The 17,829-nt window shown below is 70.6% G+C and carries 17 protein-coding genes; 9 read left to right on the forward strand and 8 right to left on the reverse strand.

What is annotated here, in order from left to right; translation table 11 throughout:
• Positions 1-5 precede the first annotated feature (5 nt).
• The 3 genes from ACIBH4_RS20770 to ACIBH4_RS20780 are packed head-to-tail and all read right to left on the reverse strand — an operon-like array spanning position 6 to position 2,934.
• Complete coding sequence (locus ACIBH4_RS20770) at positions 6-803, reverse strand: ABC transporter ATP-binding protein (protein WP_362507919.1); 798 nt, start codon at positions 801-803, stop codon at positions 6-8.
• Positions 800-1,885, reverse strand: coding sequence for an iron chelate uptake ABC transporter family permease subunit (locus ACIBH4_RS20775; RefSeq protein WP_362765701.1), 1,086 nt, complete (start codon positions 1,883-1,885; stop codon positions 800-802). Before ACIBH4_RS20775 ends, ACIBH4_RS20770 begins: the two co-directional genes overlap by 4 nt.
• The gene (locus tag ACIBH4_RS20780) at positions 1,882-2,934 is read right to left on the reverse strand and encodes an iron ABC transporter permease (protein ID WP_362507925.1); all 1,053 of its coding nucleotides are present in this window, start codon (positions 2,932-2,934) and stop codon (positions 1,882-1,884) included. The genes ACIBH4_RS20775 and ACIBH4_RS20780 overlap by 4 nt, the downstream gene beginning before the upstream one ends.
• Positions 2,935-3,028: 94 nt before the next feature.
• Here ACIBH4_RS20780 and ACIBH4_RS20785 point away from each other — a divergent pair, with 94 nt between their 5' ends.
• Both ACIBH4_RS20785 and ACIBH4_RS20790 read left to right on the forward strand, forming a co-directional pair.
• The gene (locus ACIBH4_RS20785; protein WP_362507928.1) at positions 3,029-4,054 is read left to right on the forward strand and encodes an iron-siderophore ABC transporter substrate-binding protein; all 1,026 of its coding nucleotides are present in this window, start codon (positions 3,029-3,031) and stop codon (positions 4,052-4,054) included.
• Positions 4,055-4,554: 500 nt separating this feature from the next.
• Positions 4,555-5,151 (forward strand): sigma-70 family RNA polymerase sigma factor, encoded by a 597-nt coding sequence (locus tag ACIBH4_RS20790; protein WP_362507931.1) that lies wholly within the window; start codon positions 4,555-4,557, stop codon positions 5,149-5,151.
• Positions 5,152-5,268: 117 nt separating this feature from the next.
• On the opposite strand, the gene ACIBH4_RS20795 is transcribed toward ACIBH4_RS20790, so the two are convergent.
• Both ACIBH4_RS20795 and ACIBH4_RS20800 read right to left on the reverse strand, forming a co-directional pair.
• A complete protein-coding gene (locus ACIBH4_RS20795) occupies positions 5,269-6,207 on the reverse strand; it encodes a sensor histidine kinase (protein ID WP_362765698.1) in 939 nt (312 codons plus the stop codon).
• A 69-nt stretch (positions 6,208-6,276) separates the two neighbouring features.
• A complete protein-coding gene (locus ACIBH4_RS20800) occupies positions 6,277-7,113 on the reverse strand; it encodes a DMT family transporter (protein ID WP_362507937.1) in 837 nt (278 codons plus the stop codon).
• Positions 7,114-7,198: 85 nt separating this feature from the next.
• On the opposite strand from ACIBH4_RS20800, the gene ACIBH4_RS20805 reads away from it, so the two are divergent.
• From ACIBH4_RS20805 to ACIBH4_RS20820, 4 genes are all read left to right on the forward strand, one after another.
• Positions 7,199-7,777 carry an XRE family transcriptional regulator gene (locus ACIBH4_RS20805; RefSeq protein WP_362507940.1) on the forward strand — a complete coding sequence of 193 codons (579 nt, stop codon included), beginning with the start codon at positions 7,199-7,201 and terminating at the stop codon, positions 7,775-7,777.
• A gap of 253 nt (positions 7,778-8,030) precedes the next feature.
• The gene (locus ACIBH4_RS20810) at positions 8,031-9,044 is read left to right on the forward strand and encodes a polysaccharide deacetylase family protein (RefSeq protein WP_362507944.1); all 1,014 of its coding nucleotides are present in this window, start codon (positions 8,031-8,033) and stop codon (positions 9,042-9,044) included.
• Between the two features lie 91 nt (positions 9,045-9,135).
• Positions 9,136-9,663, forward strand: coding sequence for a sigma-70 family RNA polymerase sigma factor (locus ACIBH4_RS20815; protein ID WP_362765695.1), 528 nt, complete (start codon positions 9,136-9,138; stop codon positions 9,661-9,663).
• The gene (locus tag ACIBH4_RS20820) at positions 9,660-10,112 is read left to right on the forward strand and encodes a hypothetical protein (protein ID WP_362507952.1); all 453 of its coding nucleotides are present in this window, start codon (positions 9,660-9,662) and stop codon (positions 10,110-10,112) included. Before ACIBH4_RS20815 ends, ACIBH4_RS20820 begins: the two co-directional genes overlap by 4 nt.
• Here ACIBH4_RS20820 and ACIBH4_RS20825 read toward each other — a convergent pair.
• Positions 10,054-11,487 (reverse strand): phospholipid carrier-dependent glycosyltransferase, encoded by a 1,434-nt coding sequence (locus ACIBH4_RS20825; RefSeq protein ID WP_362507954.1) that lies wholly within the window; start codon positions 11,485-11,487, stop codon positions 10,054-10,056. The two genes, ACIBH4_RS20820 and ACIBH4_RS20825, sit on opposite strands and share 59 nt — an antisense overlap.
• Before the next feature lie 152 nt (positions 11,488-11,639).
• On the opposite strand from ACIBH4_RS20825, the gene ACIBH4_RS20830 reads away from it, so the two are divergent.
• A complete protein-coding gene (locus ACIBH4_RS20830) occupies positions 11,640-12,296 on the forward strand; it encodes a response regulator transcription factor (protein ID WP_362507958.1) in 657 nt (218 codons plus the stop codon).
• A 2-nt stretch (positions 12,297-12,298) separates the two neighbouring features.
• Entirely contained in the window at positions 12,299-13,447 is a 1,149-nt protein-coding gene (locus ACIBH4_RS20835; protein WP_362507961.1) for a HAMP domain-containing sensor histidine kinase, read from the forward strand.
• A 281-nt stretch (positions 13,448-13,728) separates the two neighbouring features.
• Here the strand turns inward: ACIBH4_RS20835 and ACIBH4_RS20840 are convergent, their stop codons facing one another.
• Positions 13,729-14,379, reverse strand: a complete 651-nt coding sequence (locus ACIBH4_RS20840; RefSeq protein WP_362765692.1) for a superoxide dismutase family protein — start codon at positions 14,377-14,379, stop codon at positions 13,729-13,731.
• A 264-nt stretch (positions 14,380-14,643) separates the two neighbouring features.
• Entirely contained in the window at positions 14,644-16,497 is a 1,854-nt protein-coding gene (gene typA, locus ACIBH4_RS20845; protein ID WP_362507967.1) for a translational GTPase TypA, read from the reverse strand.
• Between the two features lie 407 nt (positions 16,498-16,904).
• Between typA and ACIBH4_RS20850 the strand changes: the two genes are divergently transcribed.
• A complete protein-coding gene (locus ACIBH4_RS20850) occupies positions 16,905-17,681 on the forward strand; it encodes an alpha/beta fold hydrolase (RefSeq protein WP_362507969.1) in 777 nt (258 codons plus the stop codon).
• Positions 17,682-17,829: the final 148 nt, after the last annotated feature.

Consider the following 17,829-nt stretch of genomic DNA (forward strand, 5'->3'; position numbering starts at 1 on the left):
AGGGGTCAGCGCGGAGGGCGCTGCGGCAGGGTGCCGATGGGGACGACGAGCGGGGTGCCGGTCACCGGGTCCTCGATGACCTTGGCGTCCAGCTCGAAGACCTCCGCCAGCAGGGTCTCGGTGAGCACCTCGGCCGGAGGGCCCGCGGCGACGACCCTGCCCTCCCGCATGGCGACCAGGCGGTCGGCGTAGCGGGCGGCGAGGTTCAGGTCGTGCAGGACCATCACCACGGTGCGGCCCAGCTCCCCGTGGAGCCTTCGTACCAGCTCCAGTACCTCGATCTGGTGGGCCAGGTCGAGGAAGGTCGTCGGCTCGTCGAGCAGCAGCAGGTCGGTGCCCTGGGCGAGGGCCATGGAGATCCACGCCCGCTGCCGCTGCCCGCCGGACAGCTCGTCCAGCGGGCGCTCGCCCAGATCGAGCAGTCCGGTCATGGCGAGGGCTTCGCCGACCGCGGACTCGTCGTCGGAGGACCACTGGCGGTACCAGGTCTGGTGCGGGTGCCGTCCCCTCGCGACCAGGTCGGCGACGGTCAGTCCCTCGGGAGCCGAGGGAGCCTGCGGCAGCACGCCCAGGATCCTCGCGACCTCCCTGGAGGGCATCTTGTCGATGCGCTTGCCGTCGAGCAGCACCTCACCGCCCGACGGCCTGAGCAGTCGTCCCATGGCGCGCAGCAGCGTGGACTTGCCGCATCCGTTCGGCCCGATGATCGTGGTCACCGTCCCGGCCTCGATCCCGAGGTCGAGACCGTCGACGACGACGCGGTCCCCGTACCCCAGCCTGACGTCGAGGGCTTGCAGTCTCACTGGCGGGCCTTTCTGCGCACACGGACGAGGAGATAGATCAGGTAGGGGGCGCCGAGGACCGCGGTGACCACGCCCACCGGAAGTTCGACGGGGGTGAACGCGGTCCTGGCGACCAGGTCGGCGCCGGTGGTGAGGACCGCGCCCATGAGGGCGGAGACGACGAGCGGGGGCTGTGCCACTCCCGCCAGGCGCAGTGCGATCTGCGGGGCGGCGAGGGCGACGAACGCGATCGGCCCGGCCGAGGCGGTCGCCGTCGCCGCGAGCAGCACGGCCGCGAGGATCATCACACCCCTCGCGAGGTTCATCCGTACGCCCAGGCCGGTCACGGTGTCGTCGCCGAAGCGCAGCGCGCCGAGTGAGCGGGTGCCGAGCAGTGTCGCCGGGACGAGGAGGGCGAGCGCGAGCGCGACCGGCACCACGTGCTCCCATCCCCGGCCGTGCAGCGAGCCGCTGATCCAGACCATGGCCCGGCTGCTGTCGTTGACGTCGCCGACGGTGAGCAGCCAGTACTTGAGGTTGGTGCAGATCGCCGAGACCCCGATGCCGATCAGGACGAGGCGGTAGCCGTCCAGGCCGTCGCGCCAGGCCAGCGCGTAGACGGCCAGCGCTCCGGCCAGCCCGCCCAGCAGGGCGACGAGGGGGATGCCCACCTCGGCGAGGGCGCCGCTGGTGCCGCCCCAGGTGTTTCCCGCCGCCACGATGACCGCGACCACGGTCACGCTCGCGCCGGTGGTGACGCCCAGGATGTCGGGGCTGGCCAGCGGGTTGCGGGCGACGGCCTGGGTGATCGCCCCGGCGAGGGCGAGCGCCGCGCCGACGAGGGCGCCGGTGAGCGCGCGGGGGAGCCTGAGCTCCATGATCACGAAATGGTCCGGGCCGTCGCCGGTGATCGCGCGAAGGACGTCGAGAACGCTCATCGGGATGTCGCCGAGCCGCATGCTGAGCGCCATGAACAGCGCCGTCATCGCCAGCAGGACGAGCGCCGCGACGGTGGAGCGCGGCCGGAGCGGCCAGGAGGCGGGTCCGACGCGCAGGGCGCGTCGTCGGGAGGGTCGAGGGGAGAGCACGGTGGGGGCGGTCACAGCCGCACCGGCTTCCTGCGTCGCACCAGGACGATGAAGAACGGCGCCCCGGCGAGGGCGAGGACCACGCCCACCTCCAGCTCACCGGGGAAGGCCACCACGCGGCCGATCACGTCGGCGAGGAGCAGGGCGGCGGCGCCCGCCAGGCCCGAGTACGGCAGCAGCCAGCGGTGGTCGGGGCCGGAGAGCGGCCGGGTGAGGTGCGGCACGATCAGGCCGATGAAGGCGAGCGAGCCGCAGGCCGCCACGGAGGCGCCGCTGAGCAGGGTGATGGCGGCGATGCCGACGGCACGGGTGAGGGTGATGTTCTGCCCGAGCGCGCGGGCGACGTCCTCGCCCAGGGAGAGGGCGTTGAGGCCGGGCGCGTTGAAGAGGGCGAGGAGCAGGCCGGCGGCGACGAACGGGAGCACCTGCCAGGCCACGTCCGCCCCCCTGGCCGCTATGGAGCCCGCCTGCCAGAAGCGGAAGACGTCCATGGCCTGCTCGTCCAGGAGGACGAGTGCCGAGGTGAGTCCGTACAGGAACGCGCTGACCGCGGTGCCCGCGAGGGCGAGGGTCACCGGGGTGGGGCCGCCCCTGCCGCCGGCCATGCCGAGGGTGAAGACCCCCGCGCTGGCGACGAGGGCTCCGGCGAGACCGAACCAGATGTAGCCGTACGGGCTGGTGACGCCCAGCGTGATGATGCTGAGGACCATCGCGAACGCGGCACCCTGGGTGACACCGAGCAGCCCGGGATCGGCGAGCGGGTTGCGGGTGTGGCCCTGCATGAGGGCGCCCGCGACACCGAGGGCGATCCCGGCCATGACGCCGATGGCGGTCCTGGGGATCCGCAGCGACCGCACGACGATGTCGTTCTCGGTGCCGGTGGGGCCGGTGAGCGCGTGCCAGACGTCGGCGGGAGGCACCGGTTTGGCGCCGACGGCGAGGCTCAGCACGACCGCCGCCGCGAGGACGGCGAGCGATGCGGCGAGGACGAGCAGGCGGCGCCGACGGGTTTTACCCGGACCCGCGAGGGGGGCGGGTCGTGCGACGGCCACCGCGTTGATCACCTGACCTCCCCTTTCTTGCCCGAGCCGGTACGAGTATGCCAGTTTAGGTATGGCTAAGCTAAATAAGGCTGACCTTAATTTGAAGAAGGAACCGATGAAGATGAGAGCGTTGCGCGTCCTGGCCCTCGGAGTGGCGGGAGTGGTGCTGTCCGGCGGTCTCGCCGCCTGTGGTTCGACCACCTCGGGAAGTGCGGGGGAGACCTCGGGAGGCGCGGGCGCGTCCGCGACTCCCGGGGCGAGCGACGCGGCGGCCTACCCCCGGACGGTGAAACACGTCATGGGGGAGACCGAGATCCCGGCCCAGCCCAAGCGGGTCGTCGCCCTCGACCAGAGCTTCGTCGACGCGGTGCTGACCCTGGAGACCGACGTCGTGGGGTTCACCAGCTACCGGGGCATCGACGACAAGCTGCCGGGATATCTCGCTCCGGTCCTCGGTCACGCAAAGGAGGCCACGTCGGTCGGGACCCTGGAGCAGCCGAGCCTGGAGCGGATCGTCGCGCTCAAGCCCGACCTGATCATCTCCGCCAAGGTCCGCCACGAGGCGCTGTACGACAAGCTGGCGCAGATCGCGCCGACGGTCTTCAGCGAGACCACGGGGGCGATCTGGCAGGAGAACCTCAAGCTCGTGGGCGAGGCCCTGGGCAAGGAGGATCTCGCCGAGCGCAGGCTCACCGAGTATCGGGACCGCGCCGCCAAGATCGGCGAGTCCATCAAGGCCAAGGAAGGCGAGCTGCCCACCGTCTCCATCGTCCGCTTCGCGGGCGAGCCGACCGTCCGCCTGTACGTGGAGAACTCCTACTCGGGACTGGTGCTCAAGGACGTCGGCTTCCCGCGTCCCGAGGACCAGCCGACCGTGACCGACACCATCATGGTTCCGATCAGCCAGGAGAACATCTCCCAGCTCGACGCCGAGCACATCTTCGTCGCGGCCTACGAGGACCCGGCGGTGAAGCCGGTGAAGGAGAAGTTCGAGGCCAACCCGCTCTGGGGCAGGCTCAAGGGCGTCAAGCACGACGTCGGCGACACCACCTGGATGAGCGCCGTCGGCATCCAGGGAGCGCACTCCATCCTCGACGACCTGGCGACGTTCTTCGAGGTCGACCCGGCGAGGGCCGCCTGACCTCCCGTCCGGCGCCGTGATCGGCGGTGGGCCCGCGAGCCGAGACGGGGCGTTCGGGTGAACCTGGGGGTGTGCCGATCCGTCTCTTAGGGAGAGATTAAGTCCCCAACGTGCGGGAAGCGGGGAGACGTGGAGATGGGTGTCGGAGTTTCTCGGGGCGGGGGTCTCGTCCCGCCGGTCGGCCTCGGCCGTCCGGCGGCGGGTGCCCGGGCTGTGGCGGTCGACGTTTACCCCCACCCAAAATGGGCTGCTACCTGGGGTTATGTGATGATAGACACATCTCCTACCGAATCGGGAGAACGATGTTACGATACTGAGACTTGTCCGGCTGTAGGGCGTGTCGCACCCGCCGTTGGCACAGCCAAAGATCAACCCCCTGACCACGTGAAGCTTTTAACGGCCTCCTTACGAGGTGCCTGCGAGCATCGGATACGCCGTCAGAAGGGGTGCGTCACCACTTTGCCGGACAGTAATTGGGGGGAAAGCGCGAGGGGGGTCCAATGATCACGATGACGGAAGAGCAGCGCCAGGACTGGTTCGAACGCGACGTCGTGCCGGTCACCAGTCAGCTCTACGCATCCGCGATGCGTCTGACCCGTAACACCGCCGACGCAGAGGACCTGGTTCAGGAGACCGTCACCAAGGCGTTCACCTCCTACCACCAGTTCCGCGAGGGCACCAACCTCAAGGCGTGGCTGCACCGCATCCTGACCAACAACTTCATCAACGACTACCGCAAGAAGCAGCGCTCACCCAAGCTCTCGGCCACCGAGGAGATCGAGGACTGGCAGCTCGCCGCCGCCGAGTCCCACACGTCCAGCGGTCTCAAGTCCGCCGAGACCGAGGCGCTGGAGCAGCTGCCCGACAGTGCGGTCATGAACGCCCTGCGCTCCCTGCCCGAGGACTTCCGGGTGGCCGTTTACCTGGCCGACGTGGAGGGCTTCGCCTACAAGGAGATCGCCGAGCGGATGGGCACCCCCATCGGCACGGTCATGTCCCGCCTTCACCGGGGCCGTCGCCAGCTTCGCACGATGCTCGAAGACTACGCCCGCGAGGAGGCCGGTCTCCGCGTGTCCGAGGAGGTCCAGGCGGCCTGACGGCCTCTCCGCTTCCGATCCTTCCCGCCGTACGGCCCGCACCCCACCGGGGTGCGGGCCGTACGCGCGTCCGGGGGTCCCGGTCCCGCGTATCCGGGTGCGTCGGCGAAGAAGCGGTCAATCCAGCGTCATGTGGAGCCTCACCCGCAGCTCCCCGTCCACGCCGCGCACCTGCACCAGGTCGCAGAGCTGGCGGCTGATCCAGAGCCCGTAACCGCGTGGTGACCCCGGCTCGGGCGGGAGGTAGCCGGGCAGCGGAACGTCCAGGTCACCGCCGCCGGAGTCGGCGATCTCGCACACGATCTCCCCGCCGGCCGTCCAGATGGACGCCCGGCCGTGTCCCGCCCCGTGCTCCACGCTGTTGGCCGCCATCTCCGAGACGCTCAGCACGAGTGAGGCGATCAGATCGCGTCCCAGACCGGCCCGGCTCGCGTGGTCGGTGACGAGCGTGCGCAGCCGTCCCAGCTCTTCCAGGGTGAAGTGGGTGACCACCGCGGACGGCGGCGTGTCGGGGAGGGGGAGGTCGTCTCCCGGCAGGGTGAACCGCTCCGGGGGGACGTAGCGGTCACTTTTTCGCAGGCCGGCGCCGGTCAGCTCCGTGGGATGGGTGCGGAGGACATGATCGAGCGCCGGCGTCTCGTCGTACAGGCACCACATGCTGACTGGGACCCCGGCGAACGCGGCGTTGAGCACCGACTCGTAGCGGATCCACTCACGAACCTGCCGCTCGGTCCAGCCTGACCACACCGGCTCCCCGATGACCAGCGGCCGCTCCCGCTGCCGGACGTAGTCGTGGAAGGCGGCGAGGGTCCGCGTCGGGTGGGTGTACCACTCCTCGGCGGGGCGGCGGTCGATGAGGCGGGCGTCCGCGCCGAAGGCGTCACCGATCAGGTCGAGTGCGCGCTCGCCCGTGACGACCAGGATCCGCCGGCCCTCGCGGAGGGCACCGGCGATCAGGGGCTGGAGGAGTCCAAGAAGGCCGGAGTCGGAACCGTACGCGACAGCCGTGTGCGCGAACGGCCCGCCGGAGTCGAGGAACGCCCGCTCGGGCTGCACGGGGATGACCGTAACAAGCGCCCGGCTTCAACACAACAGAGTCAGTTCGCGACATCTCGCGACATCGTGTCAACCGGACGCGATCAGCGCGACCGCGGTGAGGGTGAATCCGATCCCCACCATCTGGACCGTGTTGAGCCGCTCTCCCAGGAAACGGCGGGCGAGCAGCAGGGTGCTCGCCGGATAGAGCGAGACCAGGACGGCGACGAGGCTGAGCATCCCGCGCTGCTGGGCGAGTACGAAGAGCACGTTGGCGGCCATGTCGAGCACTCCGGCCGCGAAGATGACGGGCAGCGTGCCGGGTCCGGGACGCGAGAGGCGGCCGACGGCGAGGGCCGACAGGGCGATGAAGGTGACCGAGATCAGGCGCGCCCCGAAGAGCGGCCACATGCCGCCGTCCGCCGGAGCCTGGGCGATGATGATGAAGAACCCGCCGAAACCCGCGCCGGCGGCGAGCGAGGCGAGGATCGGGCGGTACCCTCCGCTCGCCTCCCCGTCCGAGGAGCCGCGGCTCACCAGCAGGACCGCGAGCAGCGCGAGGACCACCCCGGCCAGCGCGACCGGTTCGGGGCGCTCCCCGACGGCGAGCCCGAACAGCACGGGCAGCGCCGCGGAGAACGTCGCGGTGATCGGCGCCACGACCGACATCACGCCGCCTGCCAGTGCCCGGTAGAACAGCACGACCCCCGCCGTGCCGCAGAGGCCGGAGGCCGCGCCCCAGGCGAGGGCCGCGGGTGAGGGGCGCTCGGGCAGGAACGGCAGCAGCGCGGCGATCAGGGCGAGCCCGGCGAGCTGGGAGAGGAGCACCACCGCGAGTACCCGTGATCTGCGGGTGGCCAGCCCGCCGAGGAAGTCGGCGGCGCCGTACACCACCGCGCAGGTCGTCGCCAGCACCACAGCCGTCACAGGTCACCTCGGTTCAATGGAGTGTACTGAAAGTACAATATACGTAGTGCAATAGACTGCAAATCGGGTTCACTACACTGAACTCATGGACCCAGAGACGATCACCGCCGCGGTCGCCAACAACGTGCGGGCGCAGCGGGCGCACCGGCAGATGACCCTCGACGAGCTCGCCGCGCGCTCGGGAGTGAGCCGGGGCATGCTCGTCCAGGTCGAGCAGGGCAGGACGAACCCGAGCATCAGCACGCTCACCCGCATCGCCGACGCGCTCGGGGTGACGGTCGCGCGAATGGTGGAGGTCTCCGACACCCCCGTGGTCCGGGTGGTCAGCGGCGCCGACGTCGTCACCTTCCCGCACGGCGTCTCCAGCACCGCGCGCCTGCTGGTCGGCACCGACGCGCCCGCCATCCTGGAGCTGTGGGACTGGCGGCTCGCTCCCGGCGACCACCACGACGGCGACGCCCACCCTCCGGGCACGCGTGAGATGCTGACCGTCCTCGAAGGGCGGCTCACCCTCTCGGTGTACGGCAAGAATCACGTCGCGGAGACGGGCGACGCGGTCGTGTTCAGCGCCGACCGCCCGCACCGGTACGCCAACGAGGAGGACACCCCCCTGCGGTTCATGATGGTCGTGACCGAACCCCGCGAGACGCCCGACCGCTCCTGAGCCGTCGAGCGGACCGGCCCGCACCCCGCCCGGCCGACACCCGACCGTTTCCGAGGCCCGGCAGGCGCGTGCCGCACGATGTCCTGGCCACCTCGCATATGTGCGGTCCGCCTGCCTTGGGCACTTTGAAGCTCTAACCGGCCCCATCGGATGAGACGGCCACCAGGTGCGTATCTCTCCGGATCTGGCGTGAAGTGGCGCGTCGGTACGGGTAACCGGCGGTCGATGCCCCATCCTGGTGGAATACCCGGTCATGATCTTGCGGGGGGACCCGGCCGGGCTGCTCGCTGTCCCCGCGATGCTTTCGGGGGGAAGCATGCGGGTATGGCGGGTGTGGATCGTGCCGGTGGCGTCGCTGCTCGCGCTCTGGGGATGCACCTCCCCGGTCACCATGGTGGGTTCGGTGGAACGGGCGACCGTGACGTCTCCCGCCCCCACGGGACCGGAGAAACCCGCTCCTGCCACCGTCCCCGGGCTCGGACCCGGCGCGGCACGGCGGCACTGGGCGTGGGACGACCTCCCCGTCTCTCCCCGGGCGCGCCGCATCGACTGCGAGCGAAGCAGGTGCGTGGCGCTCACCTTCGACGACGGGCCGGGGACCTACACCGAGTCCCTGCTCGACATCCTCGCCAGGCACCGGGCCAGGGCGACCTTCTTCGTCGTCGGACGCATGGCCCTGGGGGACGGCGAGAACACCCTGCGCAGGATGGTGGCCGAGGGACACGAGCTGGGCAACCACACCTGGGACCACCCGCAACTGCCCCTGCTGTCACAGGCCGGGATCAGGGAGGAACTGGGCCGTACCCAGTGGCTCGTCAAGCAGGCGACCGGGGTCGCGATGATCCTCATGCGCCCGCCGTACGGGTTGACCGACACCCGGGTCGCCACCGAGAGTCGCTATCTGGGGCTCGCCCAGATCATGTGGGACGTCGACACGCTCGACTGGCGTGACCACGACCCCGCGGTCATCGCCCGGCGCGCGGCCCAGGCCGAACCGGGCTCCATCGTGCTGATGCACGACATCCACCTCTCCACGATCCAGGCCGTCCCCCGGATGCTGGACGAACTCGCCGCCAAGGGCTACAGGTTCGTGACGCTGTCCGAGTTGTGCGGCGGACGCCCCAGGCCGGGGAGGAAGTACTACACGAGCCGGGACGGCCACACCGCCGACGAGGAACCCGAGGAGGAAAGGGGCGGAAAGCTCCTGGGAGAGTCCGGCGAAGAAAGGGGCGAAAGGCGCGGGAGAGTCCCGGGGAGGGAGGGGTGACGCGCCAGGGAGAAAACTCGGTGGAAGGCCCGGCGGAAGAGGCGTGAACCTTTCGCACCCGTTTCCCGACTGTCCAGGGCGAGGAGGCAGGGTGACCGACGAATTGCTGGTGGTCCGGTGCCGGCTCGGCGAGCGTGAGGCGTTCGCGGAGCTGGTGAGGGCCTGGCACGATCCGGTGTGGAACTACGTGCGGCGCATGCTGGGGCCCTCGCGGGCCGACGACGTGGCTCAGGAGGTCTGGGTGGCCGTGGTGCGCGGGCTGCCGCGCCTGAAGGAGCCGGGCAGGTTCGTGCCCTGGCTGTTCACGATCGCGAGGCGCGCGGTGGCCGACAGGCTCCGCGAGGAGTACGCCAGACCCGAGATCCCGATGGAGGAGGAGCGGGCGTCCGCCGATCCCGTCGATGCCGTCGCCGCCCTCGTGGACCGTGCCGACCTGCTCGCGGGTCTGGCGGACCTGCCGGTCAGGGAGCGGGAGGTCCTCGTGCTGTTCTACCTGCAGGACCTCTCCCTGGAGGACTGCGCGCAGGTCTGCGCCGTCCCCGTCGGCACGGTCAAGTCACGCCTGTCCCGCGCGCGGCGCATGCTGCGCGAACAGCTCACGGAGGAGGGATACCGATGAACCCCGATGACATGATCGCCAGGCTGTCCGGCCCGTTGTCGCTGCGCCGCCGGATCGCCCACGTCGTGGCGCTGCTCGGAGGCCTGGGCGGGGCGCTGTTCGTCGGCCTGCTGTGGGCCACCGAGCCCGCCCTGCCCGGCCGTACGCACCTCGCCTTCGGCGCGCTGGTCGCGCTCGGCCTGGCCTGGGCCGGTTACGGGGCCTGGGCGCTGAGCCGCAGGACCCCGCTGTTCGCCCTCGACCGGGTGATCGCCGCCTGGCTGGCGGTGGCCGCGACGGGCCTGCTGACGGCGGGAACGGCCGTGGTCGCCGTCAGCAGGGGCACCTGGACGGGCATGGCGGGGGTCGCCGTCGCCGCGACGCTGACCGTCCTCGCGGTGGCCCTCCTGCTCAGGGCCCGCGCCGACCGCGCCGCCCTGCTGCGACGTAAGCGCGAACTCGGCGGCTGAGGCCCGCCGCGGCGAGGGCCGCGGCGAGGCAGGCCATCGGGACCGACGGAAGAACGTAGCGGTGATCGAAGTCGAGCACCGCGACCGGGGCGAGGAGCAGGAAGACGGCCGCGGCCCATGGCAGCAGGGCCGGGCGCCGCCGCCCGACGGCCCCGACACCGCCCAGCAGCAGGAGCGCGCCGAGCAGCGGGCCGTGCAGGACCCCGGGGTAGTGATAGGCGCCGAGAAGGCTCCCGTAGGGCTCGACCGACGACATCCCCCGGATGTCGCCGTCGTACTCCCGGCGCACCTGGTCGATGAGCGGGAAGGCGGGCAGCGGCCAGGAACCGACGGGGAACGTGAGCGCGGGGGAGACCCGCAGGGGATGGCGCACCGGGGTCGCGGCGAAGGTGAGCGAGGTATCGCGGACGACCTCGCGGAGATAGTCGAGCGGCTGCGCGGCGATGGCGCGCAGCGCGAAGGACCTGGCCAGGTCGTTGTGGGCGAACCGGCCTCCCGGCAACCTGTTGAGTGAGGCGTCGGCGGCCCAGACGTACTCGGAGGCGGCGTCGACCACCGTGCCGTTCGGGCAGAGCACCGCCTCCCTCGCCGGTGGTCTGATCACCGAGCAGTCGGCGAACGTCATCGTGCGCGCCCACAGCGCCACGCCGTCGGAGCCGCTGAGTGCGAACCGCCCGTGGTGCTGCTGGTACCAGCCCGCGTAGGCGGCGAGCGGCAGCAGCCCGGCGGCGGCCAGCGCGACCACCCGCTTCCAGCCGGCCCGCCGCAGGAGCAGGTGGAGCAGGACCAGACCGAGCAGCGGCACCGCGACCGTGCGGGTGAGCCCGGCCAGCGCCAGCAGCAGGCCCGCCACGGCGGCCGCCCGCGCCGAGGGCCTCGCCCGCCACATCAGGACCGTGAGGGCCGCGGTGATGAGGAAGATGAGCTGGGTGTCGGAGAGCACGGCGTGTTCGAGCCGCAGGAACGCGGGGTTGAACAGCAGGGGCAGGGTGGCCAGCGCCGCACCCCACCCGGGGAGCGCGTGACGGCGCAGCACCAGATAGATCATCAGGGCCGTGCCCAGGCCCATCAGGTGCTGCAGGCCCGCGACGAGCCAGACGCTGTGGAAGGGCAGCAGCAGCCTGAGCAGGAAGGAGTACCCGGCCGGGTGGAACGCGCCGGACGGCTCCAGATGGACCGCGGTGTTGAGGTAGGTGAAGGAGTCGTACCAGTAGAGCTGGGCGGTGTCGTAGCCGAGCATGACGAGGACGCGGAGCCCCGCCGCCAGCGCGATCGCGACGGCGAACGGCAGGTGACCGCCGAGGAGGCGGTTACCCGGCGCGCTCGGTCCTGGCGCTGTGGGTACGGTCGTGACGCCGCCGGGTGAGGCGAGCATGGCTGGTTCCCCCGATTCAGGGCCGGAGAATTCCGGCACGGTGGGAGCAGTCCAGCGAGTGATCGATAACCTTGACGTCACCGAATCCGGTTATGCCCGCGTTATGCGGCCTGTGGCACGCTGGCGCGATTCGGCCCAGGGGGAGGCACACTGTGCGGGTTTTGGTCGTCGAGGACGAGAGAATGCTCGCCGACTCGATCGCGGAAGGGCTGCGCGGGGAGGCGCTCGCCGTCGACGTCGCCTACGACGGGGAGGCGGCGCTGGAACGGCTACGGCTGCACGCCTACGACGTGCTCGTCCTTGACCGGGACCTGCCCGGCCTGCACGGCGACGACGTGTGCAGGACCGTGGTCGCCGAGGGCGGCGAGGTGCGGATCATCATGCTCACCGCGGCGGGCGACGTGCGCTGCAGGGTGGAGGGACTCGCCCTGGGCGCCGACGACTACCTGCCCAAGCCGTTCGCCTTCGAGGAGCTGACGGCCCGCGTCCACGCACTGGGCCGCCGGGTGCGTCCCGCCGACCCGCCGGTGCTGGTACGGGCCGGCATCAGCCTGGACCGGGCGCACCGGCAGGTGTTCCGCGACGGCCGCTATGTGCCGCTCGCCCGCAAGGAGTTCGGCGTGCTGGCCGAGCTGCTGCGCGCCGGAGGGGCGGTGGTCTCCAGCGAGACGCTCCTGGAGAAGGTGTGGGACGAGCACACCGACCCGTTCACCAACACGGTGAGGACGACCATGATGAAGTTGCGCCGGAAGATCGGCGATCCGCCGGTCATCGAGACCGTCACGGGAGTGGGATACCGCATTCCATGAGGATGAGCGTTCGTTTCCGGCTCGCCGTCATCTGCGGCACGGTGACCCTCTACATCGGCGTCATGCTGGTCGGAGGGCTCGCCTTCCTCGTACGGCAGAGCCTGGAGCCCCGCGACGGGTTGCGGCATCCCGCGTACATCCGGGTCGCGGCCTTCGACTACAGGCCGGAGCATTCCGAGTACCGGGTGGCGGAGCAGCGCGTCGCGCAGGTGAGGCGCGTCTACCAGGCCGACACGATCAACAAGGTCCTCACCCTGGGCGGCCTCGCGGTGTTCGTGAGCGCCGGGATCGCGACGGTGACCGGCTGGCGGGCCGCGACCTGGGCGCTCCGCCCCGTCAGGGAGGTCACCGCGAGCGCGCGGCACATCGCCCAGAGCCATGATCTCAGCGGGCGCATCACCTACGCCGGGCGCGACGACGAGGTCAAGGAGCTCGCCGACATCGTCGACATCATCGTCGGCCGCCTCGCCCGCTCCTTCGACGGTCAGCGGCGCTTCGTCGCCAACGCCTCCCACGAGCTGCGCACCCCGCTCACCATCAACCGCACCCTGGTGGACGTGGCGGTCAGGCGGCCCGACGCGACGGAGGACGTCAAGCGGCTCGGCGAGTCCCTGCTGCTGGTCAACGCCCGCCACGAGAGGCTGATCGACGGCCTGCTCGCCCTGACCGAGGGCGAGCAGGCGGTCCTCGACCGCCGCCCCTTCGACCTGGCCGACGTGGTCGAGCACGTGCTCGACCTGGCGGGCAAGGAGGCGGGAGAGCGCGAGGTGACCATCCACCGGTTGCTGGACCCCGCGCCGACCGCCGGTGAGCCGGTGCTGGTCGAGAGGCTCGTGCAGAACCTTGTGGAGAACGCGATCCGGCACAACCACGCCGACGGCGAGGTGTGGGTCTCCACCCGCTCGCGCGCCGACCGGGTGGAGTTGGTGGTGGCGAACACCGGGTTGCCGGTGCCGCACTACGAGATCGAGACGATCTTCGAGCCGTTCCGGCGGCTGCACGGCGACCGGCTGCGCTCCGAGCGTGGCAGCGGTCTGGGATTGTCGATCGTGAGGGTCGTCGCGGAGGCCCACGGCGGCACCGTGACCGCGAGCTCCCGGGAGGAGGGCGGTCTGACGATCGCCATCGAGCTGCCGCGCGAGAGTCCCTGACGCCCGGTCGTCGTACCGGGCGCGATTCCGCGACCGGTTCCTTGGCGTGGGGAGTCCTCCCCGAGGCCTTTGGGGGCCCGATTTGGGTTGGTCCGGTATGGCTCCTTCTCCCCACGGGAGCCGTACCGGACGAAGACGTCAGGTGAGCAGTGTCACGAGCGCGGTGAAGGCCACCCACGCGAGCAGCAGGGCCAGGTGCATCCGGCCGGTCAGGACCTGCATGGCGATCCCCCCTTTCTACCGGGGATCCTGCCCGGCCGCTCTTGGAAGGCGGTTGGGAGTCACCGGTTCCCGGTGATCACGCCGCAGGCGATGCGCCCGCCGGAGTCTCCCGCCTTGAGGGTTTCCGCGTCCGGACCGGTGCCGGGGGTCGGGTCGGCCGGGTGGCTGTAGCGGTCGGGAATGTTGGAGTGGTTGTCCGGCAGGGCGTGGATGACGATGGCACTGCCGTCGCCGTCGAAGAGCTGTCCCACCTTGAAACGATCGGTCACGACGGTCGCCGCACCGGTGCCGTCGGCGGCGACGAGGAGGTTGGGCAGGTCACCGGAGTGGTTGCTGTGCTTGACCGGCGGGATGGTGAAGTGCGGGCCCGCGCTGGCGAAGGGGCTGCCGGTGACCGGGTCGATCGACTTCGGGTCGCAGACGCCCTTCATGTGAACGTGGAAGCCGTGGTATCCGGCCGACAGGCCGCCGACGGTGATCGTCAGCTTGGACTTGCCGTCCGGCTGCTCGACGATGCTCAGGGAACCGACGTTCTTCCCCGCGGTGTTCTTGATGACGGCTTTGGCCGACGCCTGGGGCCTCGGCGACGACATCGGTGAAATCTGCGACATATGTGACATGTGCGACATCTGCGATGTCGCCTGGGCGGCCGGAGCCGGCACCGTCGTCCCAAGCGCGACGGCCAGGGCGAGACAGGTTCTGTGAAGCATGAGATATCCCCCCGTACGAGTCCCGGGCTCCCCGAGGCGGCGGGGAGACCAGTACAGGCTTCCTACCCCAGGTGAGGGCGGGAACCGGGGGCACCACGCCGTCTCATCGGGCAAAGCCGTGCCGCGCGAGGCCGTCCGGCGCGTGACCGGGCCGTACGGAGGCGTGCCGCCCGAGGCCGCGTCGGACGAGCGCGACGAGGAGGTCGTACGAGACGAGACCGTCCCGCCGGGGCCCGGCGGGACGGGGGTGGTGAGCGGTGAGGATCAGTTGGCGCGCTTGGCGCGGGCGGTGGTGCGGGCGCGGGTCGAGGCGTCGAGGACGACCTTGCGGATGCGCACGTTCTCCGGCGTGATCTCCACGCACTCGTCCTCGCGGATGAACTCCAGCGCCTGCTCCAGCGAGAGCTGACGCGGCGGGATCAGCGTCTCCGTCGTGTCGCTCGTCGAGGAGCGCATGTTGGTGAGCTTCTTCTCCTTGGTGATGTTCACGTCCATGTCGTCGGAGCGCGAGTTCTCACCGATGATCATGCCCTCGTAGACCTCGGTGGTCGGCTGGACGAACAGGACACCGCGCTCCTGCAGGTTCAGCATGGCGAACGGGGTCACCGGGCCCGGCCGGTCGGCGACGAGCGAGCCGTTGTTGCGGGTGCGCAGCTCGCCGAACCACGGCTCGTAGTCCTCGAAGACGTGGTTCACGATGCCGGTGCCGCGGGTCTCGGTGAGGAACTCGGTGCGGAAGCCGATCAGGCCGCGGGCCGGGACCACGAATTCCATGCGGATCCAGCCGGTGCCGTGGTTGGTCATGTGCTCCATGCGGCCCTTGCGGACGGCGAGCAGCTGCGTGATCGCCCCGAGGTATTCCTCCGGGCAGTCGATGGTCACCCGCTCGACCGGCTCGTGGACCTTGCCGTCGATGAGCTTGGTGACGACCTGCGGCTTGCCGACGGTGAGCTCGTAGCCCTCGCGGCGCATCTGCTCGACCAGGATGGCGAGCGCGAGCTCACCACGGCCCTGCACCTCCCACGCGTCGGGGCGGTCGGTCGGCAGGACGCGCAGCGACACGTTGCCGACGAGCTCCTTGTCGAGCCGATCCTTGACCATGCGGGCGGTGACCTTGGAGCCTTTGACCCTGCCGACCAGCGGAGAGGTGTTGGTGCCGATGGTCATGGAGATCGCGGGCTCGTCGACCGTGATGAGGGGGAGCGGGCGCGGGTCCTCGGGGTCGGCGAGGGTCTCGCCGATCATGATGTCCGGGATGCCGGCGATCGCGATGATGTCGCCGGGACCCGCCTCCTCGGCGGGCTTGCGCTCCAGAGCGTCGGTCATCAGCAGCTCGGTGATCTTCACCCGCTGGATGCTGCCGTCGGTGCGGCACCAGGCGACCTGCTGGCCCTTCTTGATGGTGCCCTGGTGGATGCGGCAGAGCGCGATCCTGCCCAGGTAGGAGGAGGCGTCGAGGTTGGTGACGTGTGCCTGCAGCGGGGCCGTCGGGTCGTACACCGGGGCCGGGATCGTGTTCTTGATGACCTCGAACAGCGGCTCCAGGTCCTCGGAGTCCGGCATCGCCGCGTCCTCGGGACGGTTGATCGAGGCGCGCCCGGCCTTGGCCGAGGCGTAGACGATCGGGAAGTCGATCTGCTCCTCGGTGGCGTCCAGGTCGATGAAGAGCTCGTAGACCTCGTCCACGACCTCCTTGATCCGGGCGTCGGGGCGGTCGACCTTGTTGATGCACAGGATGACCGGCATCTTGGCGGCGAACGCCTTGCGCAGCACGAACCGGGTCTGCGGCAGCGGCCCCTCGGAGGCGTCGACGAGCAGCACGACACCGTCGACCATGGACAGGCCCCGCTCGACCTCACCGCCGAAGTCGGCGTGGCCGGGGGTGTCGATGATGTTGAGCGTCATGCCGCCGTGCTTGACGGCGGTGTTCTTCGCGAGAATGGTGATCCCCTTCTCGCGCTCAAGGTCGTTGGAGTCCATGACGCGGTCGTCCACGTCCTGGTTGACGCGGAAGGCGCCCGACTGCCAGAGCATGGCATCCACGAGAGTGGTCTTGCCGTGGTCGACGTGCGCGATGATCGCGATGTTCCGCAGGTCGTCGCGGCTGTTCAAAGGCATGATGGAGTCTCACTCTGTGATCGTGGAGGCTGACCGCGGACTGTGCGGCCCTCCTATTTTAGTTGATCCGGACAATCGCTCTCACGTGTCCGGCAGATGAAGGGCGTCAATTCACCCGCAGGACACCCTCCGACCCTCCGGCGGAGGGCTGCGGGAGGTACGGCGGATCGCGGCTTGGCCCTGCCACGGCGAGGGGGCGACCGGGCCGGGGGGTGACCGGGGCGCGGACGGGGGTGACCGAGGCGGACCGGCCGTGACGGGGGCGGACCGGTCGTGACCGGGGGGCGGAAGGGGTGCGCGCGGGGCGCGGACGGGGCGCGGAAGGGGGACAGGCGGGGCACGGACGGGCGCGGAAGGGGGACAGGCGGGGCGCGACCGGGCGGCCGGCACTGCCTAAGCTCGGATCCATGCCTCTCGCACCCTCGTTTCCCGCGATGCTCAGAACCCGGGACAACCTGCGGATAGACGCCGCCCACACCCCCTCTCGCGGCGCGGCCGATCTCGGGATCGTCCTCGCCCACGGCTTCACCGGATCGCTCAGGGAACGCGCCACGCGCCGCATCGCCCACGTGCTCAGCGGGTTCGGCGGGGTGGTGGCGTTCGACTTCAGGGGACACGGCCGTTCCGGAGGCATGTCGACCGTGGGAGACAGGGAGATCTTCGACGTGGAGGCGGCGGTACGGCACGCGCGGGCGATCGGCTACCGCAGGGTCGTGACCGTCGGGTTCTCCATGGGCGGGGCGGTCGCCGTACGGCACGCGGGGGTGCTGGGCGGCGTGGAGGCGGTGGTGTCGGTGAGCGCGCCCGCCCGGTGGTACTACCGGGGGACCAGGCCGATGCGCCAGGTGCACTGGGCGATCGAGAGGTCGGCCGGGCGGCTCGCCGCGCGGTTGGGCAAGCGCACCCGGATCATGAAGGGCGTGTGGGACCCGCTCCCGCTGGCGCCGTACGAGGCGGCGGCGAAAATCTCACCGGTGCCGCTCCTGGTCGTGCACGGCGACGCGGACCGGTTCTTCCCCCTCGACCACGCGTACCAGATCTACGAGGCCGCGAACGAGCCGAAGGAACTGTGGATCGAACCCGGTTTCGGCCACGCGGAGACGGCGGCGACACCGGACCTGGTCCGTCGCGTCGGGAGATGGGCCGCGACCCGTTCCGGCCCCCCGGAATGTCTATCCTCATGAGGATTGACCGTATGGCGAAGGCGACGTGACGAAGGCGACGTGACGACAGCGGGCAGAGACGACGGCCGCGGGTAGTGGCCTGGGCAGCGGCGCGGGCAGTGGCCCGGGACGGCGGCGCGGGCAGCGGCGAGGGGACGGGGCAGGACGC

Origin of the sequence: Streptosporangium sp. NPDC050284, assembly GCF_044459525.1 — a bacterium.
Classification (GTDB): Bacteria; Actinomycetota; Actinomycetes; order Streptosporangiales; family Streptosporangiaceae; genus Streptosporangium.